Origin of the sequence: Pararhodobacter sp., assembly GCF_036802785.1 — a bacterium.
Classification (GTDB): domain Bacteria; phylum Pseudomonadota; class Alphaproteobacteria; order Rhodobacterales; family Rhodobacteraceae; genus Pararhodobacter.
In genome coordinates, this window is record NZ_DAIRVN010000096.1 from 1 (window position 1) to 16,367 (window position 16,367).

At 63.4% G+C, this 16,367-nt stretch carries 15 protein-coding genes; 9 read left to right on the forward strand and 6 right to left on the reverse strand.

Annotated features, from left to right (window positions below; all coding sequences use genetic code 11):
- Positions 1-32 precede the first annotated feature (32 nt).
- Positions 33-1,811 (reverse strand): aspartate--tRNA ligase, encoded by a 1,779-nt coding sequence (gene aspS / locus V7Q53_RS21435; protein ID WP_333830909.1) that lies wholly within the window; start codon positions 1,809-1,811, stop codon positions 33-35.
- A 124-nt stretch (positions 1,812-1,935) separates the two neighbouring features.
- Positions 1,936-2,805, reverse strand: coding sequence for an ExeA family protein (locus V7Q53_RS21440; protein WP_333830910.1), 870 nt, complete (start codon positions 2,803-2,805; stop codon positions 1,936-1,938).
- 466 nt (positions 2,806-3,271) lie between these two features.
- Here V7Q53_RS21440 and V7Q53_RS21445 point away from each other — a divergent pair, with 466 nt between their 5' ends.
- The 9 genes from V7Q53_RS21445 (at position 3,272) to V7Q53_RS21485 (ending at position 11,668) form a co-directional block, all read left to right on the forward strand.
- Entirely contained in the window at positions 3,272-4,069 is a 798-nt protein-coding gene (locus V7Q53_RS21445) for a sugar transferase (RefSeq protein ID WP_333830911.1), read from the forward strand.
- Positions 4,070-4,144: 75 nt separating this feature from the next.
- Positions 4,145-4,804 carry a rhomboid family intramembrane serine protease gene (locus V7Q53_RS21450; protein WP_333830912.1) on the forward strand — a complete coding sequence of 220 codons (660 nt, stop codon included), beginning with the start codon at positions 4,145-4,147 and terminating at the stop codon, positions 4,802-4,804.
- A 111-nt stretch (positions 4,805-4,915) separates the two neighbouring features.
- Positions 4,916-5,692, forward strand: coding sequence for an ABC transporter ATP-binding protein (locus V7Q53_RS21455; RefSeq protein ID WP_333830922.1), 777 nt, complete (start codon positions 4,916-4,918; stop codon positions 5,690-5,692).
- 49 nt (positions 5,693-5,741) lie between these two features.
- Complete coding sequence (locus tag V7Q53_RS21460; protein ID WP_333830913.1) at positions 5,742-6,476, forward strand: transporter substrate-binding domain-containing protein; 735 nt, start codon at positions 5,742-5,744, stop codon at positions 6,474-6,476.
- 53 nt (positions 6,477-6,529) lie between these two features.
- Complete coding sequence (locus V7Q53_RS21465) at positions 6,530-7,411, forward strand: ABC transporter permease (RefSeq protein ID WP_333830914.1); 882 nt, start codon at positions 6,530-6,532, stop codon at positions 7,409-7,411.
- Positions 7,408-8,259 carry an ABC transporter permease gene (locus tag V7Q53_RS21470; protein WP_333830915.1) on the forward strand — a complete coding sequence of 284 codons (852 nt, stop codon included), beginning with the start codon at positions 7,408-7,410 and terminating at the stop codon, positions 8,257-8,259. Before V7Q53_RS21465 ends, V7Q53_RS21470 begins: the two co-directional genes overlap by 4 nt.
- A 3-nt stretch (positions 8,260-8,262) precedes the next feature.
- Positions 8,263-9,597, forward strand: a complete 1,335-nt coding sequence (locus tag V7Q53_RS21475) for a glutamine synthetase family protein (RefSeq protein WP_333830916.1) — start codon at positions 8,263-8,265, stop codon at positions 9,595-9,597.
- A gap of 8 nt (positions 9,598-9,605) precedes the next feature.
- Complete coding sequence (locus V7Q53_RS21480; protein WP_333830917.1) at positions 9,606-10,283, forward strand: type 1 glutamine amidotransferase; 678 nt, start codon at positions 9,606-9,608, stop codon at positions 10,281-10,283.
- A gap of 29 nt (positions 10,284-10,312) precedes the next feature.
- On the forward strand, positions 10,313-11,668 hold the full coding sequence (locus V7Q53_RS21485) for a glutamine synthetase family protein (RefSeq protein ID WP_333830918.1): 1,356 nt from the start codon (positions 10,313-10,315) through the stop codon (positions 11,666-11,668).
- A 249-nt stretch (positions 11,669-11,917) separates the two neighbouring features.
- On the opposite strand, the gene V7Q53_RS21490 is transcribed toward V7Q53_RS21485, so the two are convergent.
- Genes V7Q53_RS21490 through V7Q53_RS21505 form a run of 4 tightly spaced genes read right to left on the reverse strand, consistent with a single transcriptional unit; the run spans position 11,918 to position 15,960 of the window.
- Positions 11,918-12,745 carry an ABC transporter permease subunit gene (locus V7Q53_RS21490; RefSeq protein ID WP_333830919.1) on the reverse strand — a complete coding sequence of 276 codons (828 nt, stop codon included), beginning with the start codon at positions 12,743-12,745 and terminating at the stop codon, positions 11,918-11,920.
- Complete coding sequence (locus V7Q53_RS21495) at positions 12,745-13,635, reverse strand: ABC transporter permease subunit (protein ID WP_333830923.1); 891 nt, start codon at positions 13,633-13,635, stop codon at positions 12,745-12,747. The genes V7Q53_RS21490 and V7Q53_RS21495 overlap by 1 nt, the downstream gene beginning before the upstream one ends.
- Before the next feature lie 44 nt (positions 13,636-13,679).
- Positions 13,680-14,816: an ABC transporter ATP-binding protein gene (locus V7Q53_RS21500; protein ID WP_333830920.1), complete on the reverse strand. Its 1,137-nt coding sequence runs from the start codon at positions 14,814-14,816 to the stop codon at positions 13,680-13,682.
- 55 nt (positions 14,817-14,871) lie between these two features.
- Positions 14,872-15,960 carry a polyamine ABC transporter substrate-binding protein gene (locus V7Q53_RS21505; protein WP_333830921.1) on the reverse strand — a complete coding sequence of 363 codons (1,089 nt, stop codon included), beginning with the start codon at positions 15,958-15,960 and terminating at the stop codon, positions 14,872-14,874.
- Between the last annotated feature and the right edge of the window lie 407 nt (positions 15,961-16,367).

The following is a 16,367-nucleotide window of genomic DNA, read 5'->3' on the forward strand; positions in this document are numbered from 1 at the left end:
TGCGGGGGGCGGCAGCCCCCCGCTTCGCCCCGTCACTTCTCCAAAGGCACCACGCGCAGGCGCAACTCGCGCAGCTGCTCGTTCATCGGCTCCGAGGGCGCGCCCATCATCAGGTCTTCCGCGCGCTGGTTCATCGGGAACATGATCACCTGCCGGATATTCGCCTCATCCGCCAGCAGCATCACAATCCGGTCGATCCCGGCCGCGCAACCACCATGCGGCGGCGCGCCATAGCGGAAGGCCTTGACCATGCCGCCGAACCGCTTCTCGACCTCCGACGCCGGATAGCCCGCCAGCTCAAACGCCTTGAACATGATCTCCGGCTTGTGGTTACGGATCGCGCCCGAAATCAGCTCATAGCCGTTGCAGGCCAGATCATACTGATAGCCCAGCACCTTGAGCGGGTCGCCGTTCAGCGCCTCCAGGCCGCCCTGCGGCATGGAAAACGGGTTATGCGAGAAATCGATCCGACCCTCGTCATCCTTCTCATACATCGGGAAATCGACGATCCAGGCGAATTTGAACTGGTTTTCGTCAATCAGCCCCAGCTCGCGGCCAATCTCACTGCGCGCGCGTCCGGCGACCGCCTCGAACTGCTCGGGCTTGCCGCCAAGGAAGAATGCCGCATCGCCCTCATTCAGTCCCAGTTGCACCCGGATCGCCTCGGTCCGCTCAGGGCCAATGTTCTTGGCCAACGGGCCCGCGGCCTCCATGGTGCCGTCTTCGCCCTTGCGCCAGAAGATATACCCCATCCCCGGCAGCCCCTGACTTTGCGCAAAAGCGTTCATCCGGTCGCAGAACTTGCGCGACCCGCCGCCCGGCGCGGGGATGGCGCGCACCTCAGTGCCCGCGTTCTCCAGCAGTTTCGCAAAGATCGCAAAGCCTGACCCCCGGAAATGCTCACTCACCACCTGCATCTCGATCGGGTTGCGCAGGTCGGGCTTGTCGGTGCCGTATTTCAGCAGGCTCTCGGCATAGGGGATGCGCGGCCAGTCGGCATCGACCCGGCGGCCCTTGCCGAATTCCTCGAACAACCCTTGCACCACCGGCTGGATGGCCGCAAAAACATCCTCCTGCTCGACAAAGCTCATCTCCATATCAAGCTGGTAGAAGTCAGTCGGCGAGCGGTCAGCGCGAGGATCTTCGTCGCGGAAACACGGCGCGATCTGGAAATATTTGTCGAACCCGGCCACCATGATCAACTGCTTGAACTGCTGCGGCGCCTGCGGCAGGGCGTAGAACTTGCCCGGATGCAGGCGCGAGGGCACCAGAAAGTCGCGCGCACCTTCGGGGCTGGAGGCCGTGATGATCGGCGTCTGGAACTCGTTGAAGCCCGCATCCCACATCCGGTTGCGGATCGAGCGGACGACCTGAGAGCGCAGCATCATGTTATTGTGCAGCGTCTCGCGCCGCAGGTCGAGGAAGCGGTAGGTCAGGCGTGTTTCTTCGGGATACTCCGGCTCGCCGAAAACCGGCAGTGGCAGCTCATCGGCCTGCCCCAGCACGCGCAAGCCCTGCACATAGACCTCGATCGCGCCGGTGGGGATCTTTGCATTGACCAGCGAGGCGTCGCGCGCCTTTACCACCCCGTCGATGGAAACCACCCATTCCGCGCGCACTTTCTCAAGCGCGGCGAAAGCGGGGCTGTCGCTGTCGGCCAGCAGCTGGGTGATGCCGTAATGGTCGCGCAGGTCGATGAACAGCACGCCGCCGTGGTCGCGCACCCGGTGCACCCACCCGGACAGCCGGACGCTTGCGCCGACATGCGCGGAATTGAGGTCAGCGCAGGTATGGCTGCGATAGGCGTGCATCATGGGCTCCGTTCGCTGGGAAGGCGTTCAGGCCGCGATACACCCCTTGTGGGGGCCGAAGTCAAGCCCGATGCCCGGCCTGCGCAGCCGGGAAAGCCCCCTTGCGGCGCCTTCCCCGCCCGGTTCAGGCGGTATCGCCCAGCACCTCGCGCCCGGCAGCAAAGAAGACGCCATCGCGCAGAACGGCCTCGACCGTCGTACGTTTGACCACTTTCGCCCCTTCGGCAAAGGCATAGGTCAGCGCCAGATCACAAAGCTGGTTCACCAGACGCGGCGTGCCGCCGGTGGCCTGATGGATCAGCCCGGCCGCCTGAAGGCTGAAGATCCCCGCGCTGCCCCCCGCCAGGCGCAGCCGCGCCGCGATATAGCCCGCCACCCCATCGGCCCCAAGGCGCGGAATATGGTAGCTGGCGGCGATGCGTTGCGCGAACTGGATCAAGTCCGGGCGGCGCACCATGTCGCGCAGCTCCGGCTGGCCGACAAGCAACAGTTGCAGCACCTCGTCCTTGCCGGCGTTGATATTGGTCAGCATCCGCAGATCTTCCAGCGCCTCGCGGGTCAGGTTCTGGGCCTCGTCGATGATCATCAGCACCGAGCGGTGCTGGCGATGCTCTTCCAGCAGGAAATCCTGCACCAGCCCGAACTGCGTCGCACTGTCGTCACCCCCTGGCCCCGCCTGCGCTGCCCCCGTCAGCCCCAGCGCCGCACAGACCCGGCGCAGAATGTCATTCACCCCCGGTCGCGGGTTCGAGATGAGGCCGATGGTGATATCCTCATCCAGCGTACCGATGAAATGATGCATCAGGGTGGTCTTTCCCGCGCCGATCTCGCCGGTCAGCAATGTGATCGGCGCGCGGGTGCCCAGCCCGTATTCCAGCATCGCCAGCGCCCCGCGATGCTCGGGCGACCAGAACAGGAATTCCGGGTCCGGCGTCAGGGAAAACGGCCGTTCCTTCAATCCGAAATGGTCAAGATAGTAGCTCAGCGCCTGCATTGATGCCCGATCCAACGGTGCCCGCCGGTTCGCGGGGCATGGGAAGCTCTATAAATCAACTTTGGCCACAATACCAAATTCTCGCGGCGCTTTCGGGGCAGCCCGCATGGCCGGGCAGCTGATTCTCTCTCTGCACTGAACGCCCCCATTTTGCCATTATATTGCCTTACTTACGCGGCCGGATACGGCGCGCTACTGGCAGGCGCCGGAAATTCGTTTCCCAATTTGCGACACAAGGCGGCATCATGTCGGAATTTTATGGCATTTTGCAACGATACCGGCTTCTCAGGCAGGGATTCCATAATGGAAACAGTTTATTTCCATAAAATAACCCTCGGACCCGCCACAATGTGTCTATTTCGGTGCGCAAATTTGTCTAAATAGTGGCAAGGATCGGGCCAGTGCCGCACCTCCCGGGTGCAGGGTAGTTTCGGGGCGGTCCGGATATCAACCGTCGGGTGTCTTCATGTCCTTTCAGATCCGAGCGCTCACCAGGCATCCTGCGCCGGATGTCCTGAACACCGGCGCGCAGTTTGCCATTTTCTTCACTGGCCTGACACAGCCACTGTCCCCGTCGCTGGCCGAGGCAGGGCCCGCCCCCGCCTTTCTCGCGCCGCAGCATGCGGCACAAGGGGCATCACAACCGGCGGCGGCAGGGTTCTATGCCACGCGTGCCAAGCGCGGGATCGACATGGTACTTTCGGCCCTGCTGATCGTGCTTTCGGCGCCGGCACTGGTGCTTCTGGCGCTCGCGCTCTGGGCTGAAAGCGGCAATCCGTTCTATTCGCAGCCCCGGCTGGGCCGCAACGGACGCGTCTTTCGCATGTTCAAGCTGCGCAGCATGGTCAAGGGGGCCGAGGGCAAGCTGGCGGCCTGTCTTGCCGCCGACCCGGCCCTGAAGGCCGAATGGGACCGCAACCAGAAACTGAAAAATGACCCGCGTGTAACCCCGCTGGGACGGCTGGTGCGCAAGACCTCGATGGATGAATTGCCGCAACTTTTCAACGTTCTGCGCGGCGATATGAGCCTGATTGGCCCGCGCCCCATGTTGAGCGATCAGATGCCGCTTTACCTGCATCCGGAAGCCTATCTGGCCCTGCGCCCCGGCCTTTCGGGCCTGTGGCAGGTCAGCGCGCGCAATGACGAGGATTTCGACACCCGCGCCATGCTGGACCGCAAATACCTGCAGCGCATCTCGTTCTGGCTGGATCTGCGCATCCTGCTGGCCACCTTCCGCGCCGTCGTTCGCGCCACCGGCTACTGACCCGGCCCGCCCAGGCCACGGGCGGCACCCCAGAGGCCCCTTGCACGCCCGCGCTGTCCCTGTCATGGCTGTGCCATGTCGCAGAATTTCCGCCCCGGCGCTGACCGGCATGCCCCTGTCGTGCTCTTCATCGTCGCGCTTTGCGCGTTGCCCGAGGTTGCGCTGACGCTGGTGGAAACGCCGCTTTTCAACCTGACGGGCCTGCGCCGCACCGCCATTCTGCACGGCGCGTTCTGGCCCGGCCTGCTGGGCGACTGGGCGCCGATCTATCCCGGGCAGCGGGTGGCCATGTTCTTCACCTATGCCTTCCTGCACGGCGGCTTTCTGCATCTGCTGTTCAACATGCTGATGGTGATGCATCTGGGCCGCGACGCGGTGGCGCGGCTGGGCCAGCGGGGCTTTCTGCTGCTCTATATGCTCAGCGCGGCGGGCGGTGCGGCGGCATTCGCGTTGCTGTCGGCCTCACCGGGGCCGATGGTGGGGGCGTCGGGGGCTGTGTTCGGCCTGTTCGGCGCCACCCAGTTCTGGGATTTTCAGCGCCGCCGCGCCGCACACGCGCCCCTCGGCCCGTTCTGGCAGATGATGGCGGGGCTGGTGCTGATGAATGTGGTGCTGTGGCTGATGGTCGGCGGGCTGCTCGCGTGGCAGGCGCATCTGGGCGGTTATGTCGCCGGATTTTTCCTCGCATGGGTGATTACGCCGACTTTGCACCACCGCTTTCGCGGTTTCGATTGACAGAATCGCCGATCCCCCGTTGCATTCCGGTGTGATTTGCGTCCTACTGCATAGAATATGATCAAATCTGATGGGCCCCTCGTGACCGCATCCAGCCTTGCCGCCTCGCCCCTGCCGGATCAGACTCCGGTCATCGCGATTCGCGGCCTGCACAAGTCTTATGGCGAGCTTGAGGTTCTCAAGGGGGTCGATGTCACGGCACAGCCGGGCAAGGTGATCTCGCTCATCGGCTCCTCGGGGTCGGGGAAATCCACGCTTCTGCGCTGCTGCAACCTGCTGGAAGACAGCCAGGAAGGCGAAATCCTGTTCGAGGGGGAGCCGGTACGCTGGCGCGGCACCGGGCTGCACCGTCACCCCGCCGACCGCGCGCAGGTCGCCCGCATCCGCACCAATCTTTCCATGGTGTTTCAAAGCTTCAACCTTTGGTCGCATATGACCGTGCTGCAGAACGTCATGGAAGCGCCGCTGACCGTGCTGCGCCAGCCGCGTGCCGAGGTTGAGACCCGCGCCCGCGCGCTGCTCGACAAGGTCGGCATCGGCGACAAGGCCGATGTGTACCCCGCGCAGATGTCCGGCGGGCAGCAGCAGCGCGCCGCGATCGCCCGCGCGCTCTGCATGGAGCCGCGCGCGCTGCTGTTCGACGAGCCCACCTCGGCCCTTGATCCTGAGCTGGAGCAGGAAGTGGTGCGCGTGATCAAGGCGCTGGCCGAAGAGGGGCGCACGATGATTCTTGTGACCCATGACATGCGGCTGGCGGCGGATGTGTCAGACCATGTCATCTTCCTGCATCTGGGTCTGATCGAAGAAGAGGGCCCGCCGGAAACGCTGTTCGGCGCGCCGAAATCGACGCGTCTGCAACAATTTCTCAGGGCCACGCAGCCTGCGTGAACCTTCCCTGGGCAATCAAAACCAAAAAACGTTCAACATGGAGTGTATGATGAAAAAACTGTCCCTCAGCCTTGCCGTTCTGGCGCTCAGCGCCTCGGCCGCAATGGCGCAGCAGGTTGTGCGCATGGGCACCGAAGGTGCCTATCCGCCGTTCAACTACCTCAACGAGGCCAATCAGCTGGTCGGGTTCGAGATCGACCTGGGCAATGAGCTGTGCCTGCGCGCCGAGCTGACCTGCGAATGGGTGATCAACGACTGGGATACGATCATCCCCAATCTGGTGGGTGGCAACTATGACACCATCATGGCCGGCATGAACGCGACCGAGGCGCGCGCCGAAGTGATCTCGTTCACCCAGGCCTACAAGCGGCCCGACCCGTCGGCCTATATGGCGCTGGCCGGGACCGACCCTTCGGTGATGGAATCGGGCGTGATCGCGGCACAGTCGAACACCGTGCAATCGGGGATGGTGGCCGATACCGCCGCCACGCTGATCGAATTTCCCACGCCGGATGAAACCATCGCCGCCGTCCGCTCGGGCGTGGCCGATGCGGTGCTGGCTGACCGTGATTTCCTGCTGACCTATCAGCGCGACTCGGGCGGGGAGCTGGTGTTTCTGGACACCGTGATGCCCCCCGGTCAGGGCATCAGCATGGGTACCCGCCAGTCGGATGACGAACTGCGCGCCACGTTCAACGCTGCGATCGATTCGATGAAGGCCGATGGCTCGCTGCATGAAATGCTGGTGGAATGGTTCGGCGACGACGTGCCGCTGTTCGACTGATCCGAAAGACACACCCCCCGGCCTGCGCCGGGGGGTGCTGACCTGCCGCGCGCATGTTCCCTTTTTGCACAGACCCCTCGGTGCTGCCGGACTGGCAGTGGTTCGCCTGTTATCTGACGACGGCGACCCATGTCGCCATGTATCGCTCAGTGCTGGTGGTGCTGCTGCTGATGGCGCTTGCCGCACCCATGGCGCTGGCTCTCGGCTTTCTGGGGGCGCTGGCGATGCGCTCGGGCTTTGCGCCGTTCCGCGCGGTGGGCACGGTCTATGTGTCAATGGTGCGCGGCGTGCCCGATATCATCTTCTTTCTGTTCGTGCCGCTGGCGCTGGATCAGGCGCTGGAATACCTGCTGCACAAATGGCGCTGCCCTGACTGGTCAGAACCTGTCCGGCGCGGCAATGACTTTGTGGTCTGCGCGCAGGCGAAATTTCCGCTGTCGTCCTCGGCATCATGGATCCATGACATCTGGGGCTTCACGCTGGCCCTGATCGCTTTCGCGCTGGTTTTCGGCGCATTCGCCGCCAATACGCTGCACGGGGCCATGGCCGCCGTGCCCCGCGCCCAGATCGAGACCGCCGAGGCCTATGGCATGTCCCCCGCGCAGGCATTCCGGCGGGTGCTGCTGCCGCAGATGTGGGTCTTTGCCCTGCCCGGCCTGTCGAACCTGTGGATGATCCTGACCAAGGCCACGCCGCTTCTGTTCCTGCTGGGCATTCAGGATATCGTTTTCTGGGCGCGGGAGCTGGGCGGGCAGAAAACCGGCCTGTTCGCCTATCCGCATCCTGACTGGCGGGTGTGGTATTTCCTTGGTGTGCTGTGTTTCTACCTGACGCTGACATGGTTCAGTCAGAAGGTGTTTGACCGGCTGATGGCGCGGGTCAGTCACGGGCAGGCCACGGCGGGCGGTGAAGCATTGCGGAGGGCCGGCGCATGAGAAGCTGCGCAGAAAGCTTTCAGGGCCTGATCCTGCGCTCCATGGGCCGCCAGCACGGCGATGCCTTGTTGCCACGCGGCATGGAGATCACCTTCTGCGACCAGCTTTTCCTGATCGCCTCGGGCCTGATCTGGAACCTCTACTTCGCTGTTTTCGCGCTTGTGGTCGGCTTCTTCCTTGCCACCGCGCTGGCACTGGCCAAGTCCAGCCCGCGCGCCTGGCTGCGCAAACCGGCGGGCGGTTTCATCTTCCTGTTCCGTGGCTCGCCGCTCTTCGTGCAGTTCTTCTTCGCCTATGAGGCCCTCTCGCTGCTGCCCCGCACCGGCGTCGATATCCCCCTGCTGTTCGCCACCATCACCATTGACACCCAGTGGCTGACGCGGGCATGGGCCGGGGCGCTGCTGGTTTTGTTCTTCAACACCGCCGCCTATTCGGCGGAAATCTTCCACGGCGCGCTCAAGGCCATCCCAAAGGGTGATCTGGAGGCCGCCGATGCCTATGGCCTGACCGGCTTTGCCCGGTTTCGCCGGGTTGTCTGGCCCACCATGTTGCGCCTTGCCTGGCCAAGCTATACCAATGAGGCGATATTCCTGTTCCATGCCACCGCCCTTGTCTATTTCTCGGCCTTTCCGGCCTGGCAGCAGATGGGGGACGCCCTGTACTACGCGCGCTATTTCGCCGATCAGACCTTCAACCCGTTCGTTGCCTACCCTATCGCGGCCTTCTACTTCGTGCTGCTGACGCTCGTGTTGATCGGTCTGTTCGGGCTTATCAACCGGCGACTGAACCGTCATCTTCCCCGGGCCGCGCGCGCCCGGCTTCGGTTCAGCCCGCAATACATCAGGTGAACCATGCGTGACTGGCTCCGCCATCACCCCGACGTCAAAACCATCCGCGTTGCTGCCGCCGATCTCAACGGTCAGGCGCGCGGCAAGCGTGTTCCGGTGCGCTTTGCCGACAAGATCGTCAAGGAGGGCACCCGCTTTCCCTATTCGGTGCTCAACCTCGATATCTGGGGCGAAGACATCGAGGACAGCCCGCTGGTCTTCGAATCGGGTGATGTGGACGGAGTGCTGAAACCGACCGAGCGCGGCTTCCTGCCGATGCCCTGGCTGGAGGCACCCACTGCGCTTCTGCCGCTCTGGATGTTTCATGAAAACGGCACTCCTTATGAGGGCGATCCGCGTCATGCCCTTGCCCGTGTCGTGCAGAAGTTCCATGCCCTTGGCCTGCGCCCGGTCTGCGCGACCGAGCTGGAATTCTACCTGATCGACGACTCGGGGCGCGAGCTGCGTGTCCCGCCCTCGCCGCGCTCGGGCAAGCGGCGGCCTGGTGCCGACACGCTGGCGCTGCGCGCGCTTGATGCGTTCGACAATTTCTTCACCGATCTCTATAACGCCTGCGAAGAGATGGATATCGACGCCGACACCGCCATTTCCGAGGCCGGGATCGGGCAGTTCGAAATCAACCTGCTGCACAGCGATGACGTGCTGAAGGTGGCGGATGATACATGGCTCTTCAAGATGCTGGCGCGCGGTCTGGCGCGCCGCCACGGCTTTGCCGCCAGCTTCATGGCAAAACCCTATGACAACTGGCCCGGCAACGGCATGCATATGCATTTCTCGGTCACCGATTCCGAGGGGCGCAACCTGTTCGACGATGGCGGCGCCAAGGGCACCGACCTTCTGCGCCAGGCGGTTGCGGGCTGCATGAAGGCCATGCCCGGCTCGGTGCTGCTGCTGGCCCCACATGCCAACAGCTATGAGCGCATGGTGCCCGGCGCCCACGCCCCCACCGGCATCAGCTGGGCCTATGAAAACCGCACCTCGGCGCTGCGCATCCCCTCGGGCAGCCACAAGGCACGCCGGATCGAACACCGCGTGGCCGGGGGTGACATCAACCCCTATCTGATGATGGCCGCCGTGCTGGGATCGGCCCTGATCGGCATCGAGGACAAGCTGACCCCGCCGCAGCCGATCACCGGCAACGCCTATGGCCTCGATTTGCCCCAACTCCCCGTGACATGGCAGGACGCAGTCGATACGTTCGAGGCAAGCCCCGAGATGGCGCGCATCTTCGCGCCACAGATGATCGACAATCTGGTGCGCACCAAGCGCCAGGAAATCCGCTATATGGCCGAGCTTTCCCCCGAGGAAGCGCTTGAGCTCTACCTTGATACCGTCTGAGGAATGACATGCTGATCGGCATCCTGCAAACCGGCTACGCCCCCGAGCCCCTGCGCGACGAGGGCGACTACCCGGATATGTTCACCCGCCTGCTGGCAGGCCACGGCTTTACCTTCCGCACCTACCGCGTGGTGGATATGGAATTTCCCGCCAGTCCCGCCGAATGCGACGGCTGGCTGATCACCGGCTCGCGCCACGGGGTTTATGAGGACCTGCCCTTCATCAAACCGCTTGAGCAACTGATCCGCGATGCCTTTGCGGCGAAGGTGCCGGTTGCGGGCATCTGCTTTGGCCACCAGATCATGGCGCAGGCGCTTGGCGGAACAGTCGAAAAGTATCAGGGCGGCTGGTCGGTGGGGCCCACGCAATACGATTTCGACGGCGAGACACTGGCGATGAACGCCTGGCATCAGGATCAGGTCACCAGCCCGCCGCCGGGCGCACAGACCATCGCCAGCAGCCCGTTCTGCCAGTATGCCGGGCTGGCCTATGATACCCGTGGCCTCTCAGTGCAGGCGCATCCCGAGTTTGCGGATGAATTCGTCGAAGGGCTGATCGATACACGGGGGCGCGGTGTGGTCCCTGACGCGGTGCTGGATGAAGCCCGCGAAAAACTGGGCGCGCCGCTTGACAGCCCCCACATCGCCAGGCGCATCGCTGCCTTTTTCAAACAGAACCGAGACTGAGAACACTCAACCGATCGAAGGATCACCCCATGTCCGACTGGACCCAGCTGATACCCGAAGCTGCCCGCGATTACATCGCCGGGCGCAAGCCCGATGAGGTCGAATGCATCGTCCCCGACCTTGCCGGCGTTGCGCGCGGAAAGGCCATGCCGGCCTCGAAATTTGCCAAGCAGGATAAATTCTACCTGCCGGATTCGATCTTCCTGCAAACCATCACCGGCGACTGGGCCGAGCGCCCGGGTTCCTCCTTCACCGAGCCGGATCTGGTGCTGCGGCCTGATTTCTCCACCGCCTCGGCCGCGCCCTGGACGGCGGATGTGACGCTGCAGGTGATCCATGACGTGATGGATCAGGAAGGGAACCCGGTGCAGGTGGCGCCGCGCAATGTGCTCAAACGGATCATGGACCTGTATCAGGCCGAGGGCTGGAAGCCGGTGATCGCGCCGGAAATGGAATTCTACCTCGTCGCGCCGAACACCGACCCGGCCAACCCGATCATGCCGCCGATGGGCCGCACCGGGCGCCCGGCGGCCGGCAAGCAGGCCTATTCGATGTCGGCAGTCGATGAATACGGCCCGGTCATCGACGATATCTATGACTTCGCCGAAGCACAGGGGCTAGAGATCGACGGCATCCTGCAGGAGGGTGGCGCCGGGCAGATCGAGATCAACCTGAACCACGGCGACCCGGTGTCGCTGGCCGACGAGGTGTTCTATTTCAAACGCCTGATCCGCGAGGCCGCGCTGCGCCACAAGACCTTCGCCACCTTCATGGCCAAACCAATCGAGGGTGAGCCGGGCTCGGCAATGCATATCCACCACTCGGTCGTCGATGCCTCGACCGGCGCGAATATCTTCTCGGATGGCGAGGGCAATTCGACAGCGCTCTTCCACCACTTCATCGGCGGCATGCAGAAATACCTGCCCGCCGTGATCGCGATTCTGGCGCCCTATGTGAACAGCTACCGCCGCTATGTGCCGGATTTCGCGGCGCCCATCAATCTGGAATGGGGGCGCGACAACCGCACCACCGGCATCCGCGTGCCGGTCTCCAGCCCGGCGTCTCGGCGGGTGGAGAACCGGCTGGCAGGCATGGATTGCAACCCCTATCTGGGCATCGCCGCCAGCCTCGCCTGCGGCTATCTGGGGATGATGGAAAAGCTGGAGCCGCGTCCGGAATACAAGGGCGACGCCTATCTGGCGGAAGACGAGCTGCCCTTCACGCTGGGCGATGCGCTGGACCTGCTGGAGGAATGCCAGCCCATCCGCGAAGTGCTGGGGACGGAATTCTGCGCGGTCTATGAATCGGTGAAACGCATGGAATACAAGGAGTTCCTGCAGGTTATCAGCCCCTGGGAACGCCAGCACCTGCTGCTCAACGTCTGAACCGCTCGGATGCCACACAGGGAAGAGCGCGCACGCGCCCTTGAGCGGGCTTCGCCCCCCCTCTTTTCAATCAAAAGAAGGGGGCTTCGCCCCCTCTGGGCCTGCGGCCCATTCACCCCCAGGATATTTTCAGACAGAAAATAGGGGGCGGGTCAGAGGGTTGATTTTCTGTCTGAAAATATCCCGGGGGAGTCGCCCGAAGGGCGGCGGGGGCAGAGCCCCCGTCCTTTTTCCACTCAGGTCAATGATTCAGTGCAGCCGCTGACGGGAAGCGCGGCGCATCAGAAGGCCTGCGGCGATCACCGCAACCGATACGATGGCGATGATGATGGTCGCCAGCGCGTTCACATCCGGGCTGACGCCCAGCCGCACCTTGGAGAAGATCACCATCGGCAGGGTGGAAGCGCCCGGCCCCGACACAAAGCTGGCGATCACCAGATCATCCAGCGACAGGGTGAAGGCCAGCAGCCAGCCCGAGATCAGCGCCGGGGTGATCACCGGAATGGTGATGTCAAAGAACACCCGCACCGGCCCTGCCCCCAGATCGCGCGCGGCCTCTTCCAGGCTTTCATCCATATCGCGCAGCCGCGACTGCGCGATCACCGCCACGAAAGCCGCGCAGAAGGTGGTATGTGCGATGACCACCGTGATCACCCCGCGGCTGGGGAACAGCCCGCTTGTCCATGAAAAGCTGTTGAACAGGTTTTCGGTCGCCACGAACATCAGAAGCAGCGACAGGCCGGTGATCACTTCGGGCATGACCAGCGGCGCGGTCAGCATCGCCATCAGCAGAAGCCTGCCCCAGAACCGGTCAAACCGCACCAGTACGAACGCCCCCAGCGTGCCAAAGACCGTCGCAAGGCAGGCGCTGAAAAATGCCACCTTCAGGCTGATCCAGGCCGCGCCCAGTATCTGCGCGTCGTTGAACAAAGCCCCGTACCAGCGGGTCGAAAATCCGCCCCAGACCGTCACCAGCCGGCTGTCGTTGAACGAGAACACCACCAGCGAGACGATCGGCGAATAGAGGAAGATCAGCCCCAGCAGCACCGCGACGGGAAGGAACCAGCCGCGCGCCATCACTCCAGCTCCCGCCGGTTTTGCACCGATTGCAGCCACATGATCGGCGCCACCACTAGAAACAGCATGACAATCGCCACTGCCGAAGCCACCGGCCAGTCGCGGCTTGAGAAGAACTCATCCCACAGCACCCGCCCGATCATCAGCGTATCCGGCCCGCCCAGCAGCGCCGGGATCACATATTCACCGATCGCCGGGATGAACACCAGCATCGAGCCCGCCACGATTCCGGGCAGCGACAGAGGGAGCGTGACGGTGAAGAAAGTCACCATCGGCGAAGCCCCCAGATCACCCGCCGCTTCCAGCAGCGCGTCGTCCAGCTTCACCAGATTGGCGTAGAGCGGCAGGATCATGAACGGCAGATAGGTGTAGACGATGCCGATATAGACCGCGAAATCGGTCTGCATCATCACCAGCGGCTGGTCGATGATCCCCAGCGACATCAATGCGTTGTTGATCACCCCGTCACGGCGCAGAAAGCCCATCCAGGCATAGACGCGCAGCAAAAACGAGGTCCAGAACGGCAGGATCACCAGCAAAAGCAGGATCGAGCGGCGCGGCTCGGGCGAGCGGGCGATGTAACAGGCGATCGGATAGCCGATCAGCAGCGCGAACACCGTCGAGATCACGGCAATGCGGATCGAGGACAGATAGGCGTTGCGGTAAAGCGCATCCTCCAGCAGGAAGCGGTAGTTATCCAGCGTGGCGATGATGTGCAGCGTGCCGTCCGGCCCCCTTTCCCACAAGGGCGTATAGGGCGGGCGGGCGATGATCGCCTCGGCCAGCGAAATCCGGCCCAGCACCAGAAACGGCACCAGAAAGAACATCAGCAGCCAAAGCATGGGAATGGCAATGACCAGCGTGCGCCCGCTGATACCCAGCGCGCCCATCACCCGCGCCGTCCCGCGCCAGAGCGCATTCTCGGTGAGCGCGCTCATTCGGTCAGCACCCGCATTGTGCTGGCCGGCCAGCTTGCGAAAACTGCCTCGTCCCAGGTGATCGGGTCTTCGTCGCGCAGCCGGTTGGACAGCGTTGCCCGCAGCATGCGCCCATTGGCCAGCCGCACCCGGAAGTTGGACATATGGCCCATATAGCCCAGATCCTCGACCACGCCGGGCACCGTGTTCAGCGCTGCCCCGGCGGCAGGCTGAGTGCGGCTGAGCGACACGCGCTCAGGCCGCAGGGCCAGCCAGACCTTCTGGCCCTCTGACACCCCCTCGCGCCCCAGCGCGCGCATCACACCCAGATCGCCGGTGTCCACGCTGACCACTGCGCCCGTCTCTGTCACCCGCCCCTCAAACAGGTTCACCGAGCCGATGAAATCGGACACAAAGCGTGAGTTGGGTTCTTCATAGATCTCGCGCGGCTCACCCACCTGCCGGATAACGCCCTCATTCATCACGCCGATGCGGGTGGCGAGCGTCATCGCCTCATCCTGATCATGGGTCACCACGATAAAGGTCACACCCAGCGTTTCCTGAATGCGGATAAGCTCGAACTGGGTTTCCTCGCGCAGTTTCTTGTCCAGCGCGCCCAGCGGCTCATCCAGCAGCAGCAGTTTGGGCTGTTTGATCAGCGCGCGGGCAAGGGCGACACGCTGGCGCTGGCCGCCCGATAGCTGGTGCGGCTTGCGCTTTGCCAACGCCTCCAGCTTGACCAGCTTCAGCATCTCGGCGGCGCGGGCATAGGCCTCGCTGCGCGATTTCCCCTCGCGCAGCAGGCCATAGGCCACGTTCTTTTCGACGCTCATATGCGGGAAAAGCGCATAGGACTGGAACATCATGTTGGTGGGCCGCTTGTCGGCGGGCACCCCCGCCATATCCACACCGTCAATCAGGATCTTGCCCGAGGTCGGCGCCTCGAACCCTGCCAGCATCCGCAGCAGCGTGGATTTTCCGCAGCCGGAACCGCCCAGCAGGCAGAACAGCTCACCCCGGAAGATATCGAGGCTGATGTCATCGACCGCGGTCACATCGCCGAAGCGTTTTGTGATGTTTCGTATGGATATAAAGGGCTTGGCCGCCGCGTCGCGCCATGGTCTGGAATTGGCCGCCAGTGCTGGATCGCTCATGAACATGTCCGCCAAAGAGAAAGCCCCGCCCGGTGTTTGCGGGCGGGGCGAAAGGTCATTGGCCGGTGCGGACCCGCGTCCACAGGCGGGTCACAATCCGGTCGGTGCGGCTTTGGTAGGGCTGCAGGGTCCAGAAACCCTCGCGCGCCTCATCCGACGGATAGATGGTGGGATCGCTGAGGATCTCCTCGTCGATGAACTCGTTCGAAGCGGCATTGGCATTGGGGAACATGACGTAGTTCACGATATCGGCCGAAACCTGCGGCTCCATCAGGAAGTTGATGAAGGCATGCGCGCCCTCGGGGTTCGGTGCATCCGAAGGGATCACCAGCATGTCGAACCACAGATGCGCGCCCTCATCGGGTATCGCATAGCCCACTTCGACGCCGGCATCGGCTTCGTCGGCACGCTCGGCAGCCTGAAGCACATCGCCTGACCAGCCGACAGCCAGACAGATCTCACCATTGGCCAGATCGCTGATATATTGGGAGGAATGGAAATAGCGCACGGTCGAGCGCACGCCGTTGAGCAGCTCTGCCGCGGCCTCGAAATCAGCCTCATCGGTCGAGGTGGGGTCAAGGCCCAGGTATTTCATCGCCGCCGGGAACATCTCAGTCGGCGCATCCAGCCAGGCGATACCGCAATCCTGGAACTGCGCGGCCAGTTCGGGGTCAAAGATCAGCGCCCAGCTGTCCACTTCGTAATCATCGCCCATGCGCTCGGCCACGGCGGCGGTGTTGTAGCCCAGCCCGGTGGTGCCCCAGAGGTAGATCACCGAATGCTCGTTGCCGGGGTCAAACACCTCAGCCAGCGCCATCAGCTGAGGGTCCATGTTGGACAGATTCGGCAGCAGATCCTTGTTGAGCGGCTGATAGACGCCCGCCGCGATCTGGCGCTGCATGAAATCGGCGGTCGGTACCACGATATCAAAGCCCGACGAGCCCGCGAGCATCCGCGCTTCCAGCGTGTCGTTCGAATCGAACACGTCATAATTGACGGTGATTCCAGTCTCCGCGGTGAAGCGCTCGACGGTCTCGGGGTGAATATAGTCAGACCAGTTGTAGACATTCACACTCTGGGCCTGCGCCGCACCGGCCGAGGCGAGAACGGCGGCAACGACGGCAGCTACGAAGCGGTTTTGCATTCTTGGTCTCTCTCTGTTGGTGCCCCGCCCGGTTCAGGAGGGGGCGGTTTGCGTCCGACGGCCCTGATGGCGGGCTTCCGGTCAGCTTGTTAAAATTTGATCAAAAACTCAAGCCTGATTTCCCGCCCCCCTTCCCGCTGCACCGCGAAGCGCCCCTGACCGGCGCGGCACTGCCCGGCAAAGGCGCGGAGTGGATGAAAGATTAATCGGCCTTCGCCCTCCCGGCAAGCGTTTGAAAGCGCACAGAGGCCTGCCTCTCTTTCTGCCCCTCTTCTTGTGCCGCTTTTATGCGCATCCTTCCCCCCGAAGCGCGACTTCCCCTTCATCTTGCCGGAAATACGCCGGGGGCGCCCGGAACGGGCGGCGGGGGCAGCGCCCCCGGGCGGGCCGAGGGGGCTCGATGCCCC

What these genes read in the sequence shown, in the direction of transcription:
- V7Q53_RS21500 (WP_333830920.1), bottom strand. Translation starts at nt 14,816, where the DNA reads ATGAGCGATCCAGCACTGGCGGCCAATTCCAGACCATGGCGCGACGCG.
- aspS (WP_333830909.1), bottom strand. Translation starts at nt 1,811, where the DNA reads ATGCACGCCTATCGCAGCCATACCTGCGCTGACCTCAATTCCGCGCAT.
- V7Q53_RS21460 (WP_333830913.1), top strand. Translation starts at nt 5,742, where the DNA reads ATGAAAAAACTGTCCCTCAGCCTTGCCGTTCTGGCGCTCAGCGCCTCG.
- V7Q53_RS21495 (WP_333830923.1), bottom strand. Translation starts at nt 13,635, where the DNA reads ATGGGCGCGCTGGGTATCAGCGGGCGCACGCTGGTCATTGCCATTCCC.
- V7Q53_RS21470 (WP_333830915.1), top strand. Translation starts at nt 7,408, where the DNA reads ATGAGAAGCTGCGCAGAAAGCTTTCAGGGCCTGATCCTGCGCTCCATG.
- V7Q53_RS21480 (WP_333830917.1), top strand. Translation starts at nt 9,606, where the DNA reads ATGCTGATCGGCATCCTGCAAACCGGCTACGCCCCCGAGCCCCTGCGC.
- V7Q53_RS21485 (WP_333830918.1), top strand. Translation starts at nt 10,313, where the DNA reads ATGTCCGACTGGACCCAGCTGATACCCGAAGCTGCCCGCGATTACATC.
- V7Q53_RS21465 (WP_333830914.1), top strand. Translation starts at nt 6,530, where the DNA reads ATGTTCCCTTTTTGCACAGACCCCTCGGTGCTGCCGGACTGGCAGTGG.
- V7Q53_RS21445 (WP_333830911.1), top strand. Translation starts at nt 3,272, where the DNA reads ATGTCCTTTCAGATCCGAGCGCTCACCAGGCATCCTGCGCCGGATGTC.
- V7Q53_RS21440 (WP_333830910.1), bottom strand. Translation starts at nt 2,805, where the DNA reads ATGCAGGCGCTGAGCTACTATCTTGACCATTTCGGATTGAAGGAACGG.
- V7Q53_RS21490 (WP_333830919.1), bottom strand. Translation starts at nt 12,745, where the DNA reads ATGGCGCGCGGCTGGTTCCTTCCCGTCGCGGTGCTGCTGGGGCTGATC.
- V7Q53_RS21505 (WP_333830921.1), bottom strand. Translation starts at nt 15,960, where the DNA reads ATGCAAAACCGCTTCGTAGCTGCCGTCGTTGCCGCCGTTCTCGCCTCG.
- V7Q53_RS21475 (WP_333830916.1), top strand. Translation starts at nt 8,263, where the DNA reads ATGCGTGACTGGCTCCGCCATCACCCCGACGTCAAAACCATCCGCGTT.
- V7Q53_RS21450 (WP_333830912.1), top strand. Translation starts at nt 4,145, where the DNA reads ATGTCGCAGAATTTCCGCCCCGGCGCTGACCGGCATGCCCCTGTCGTG.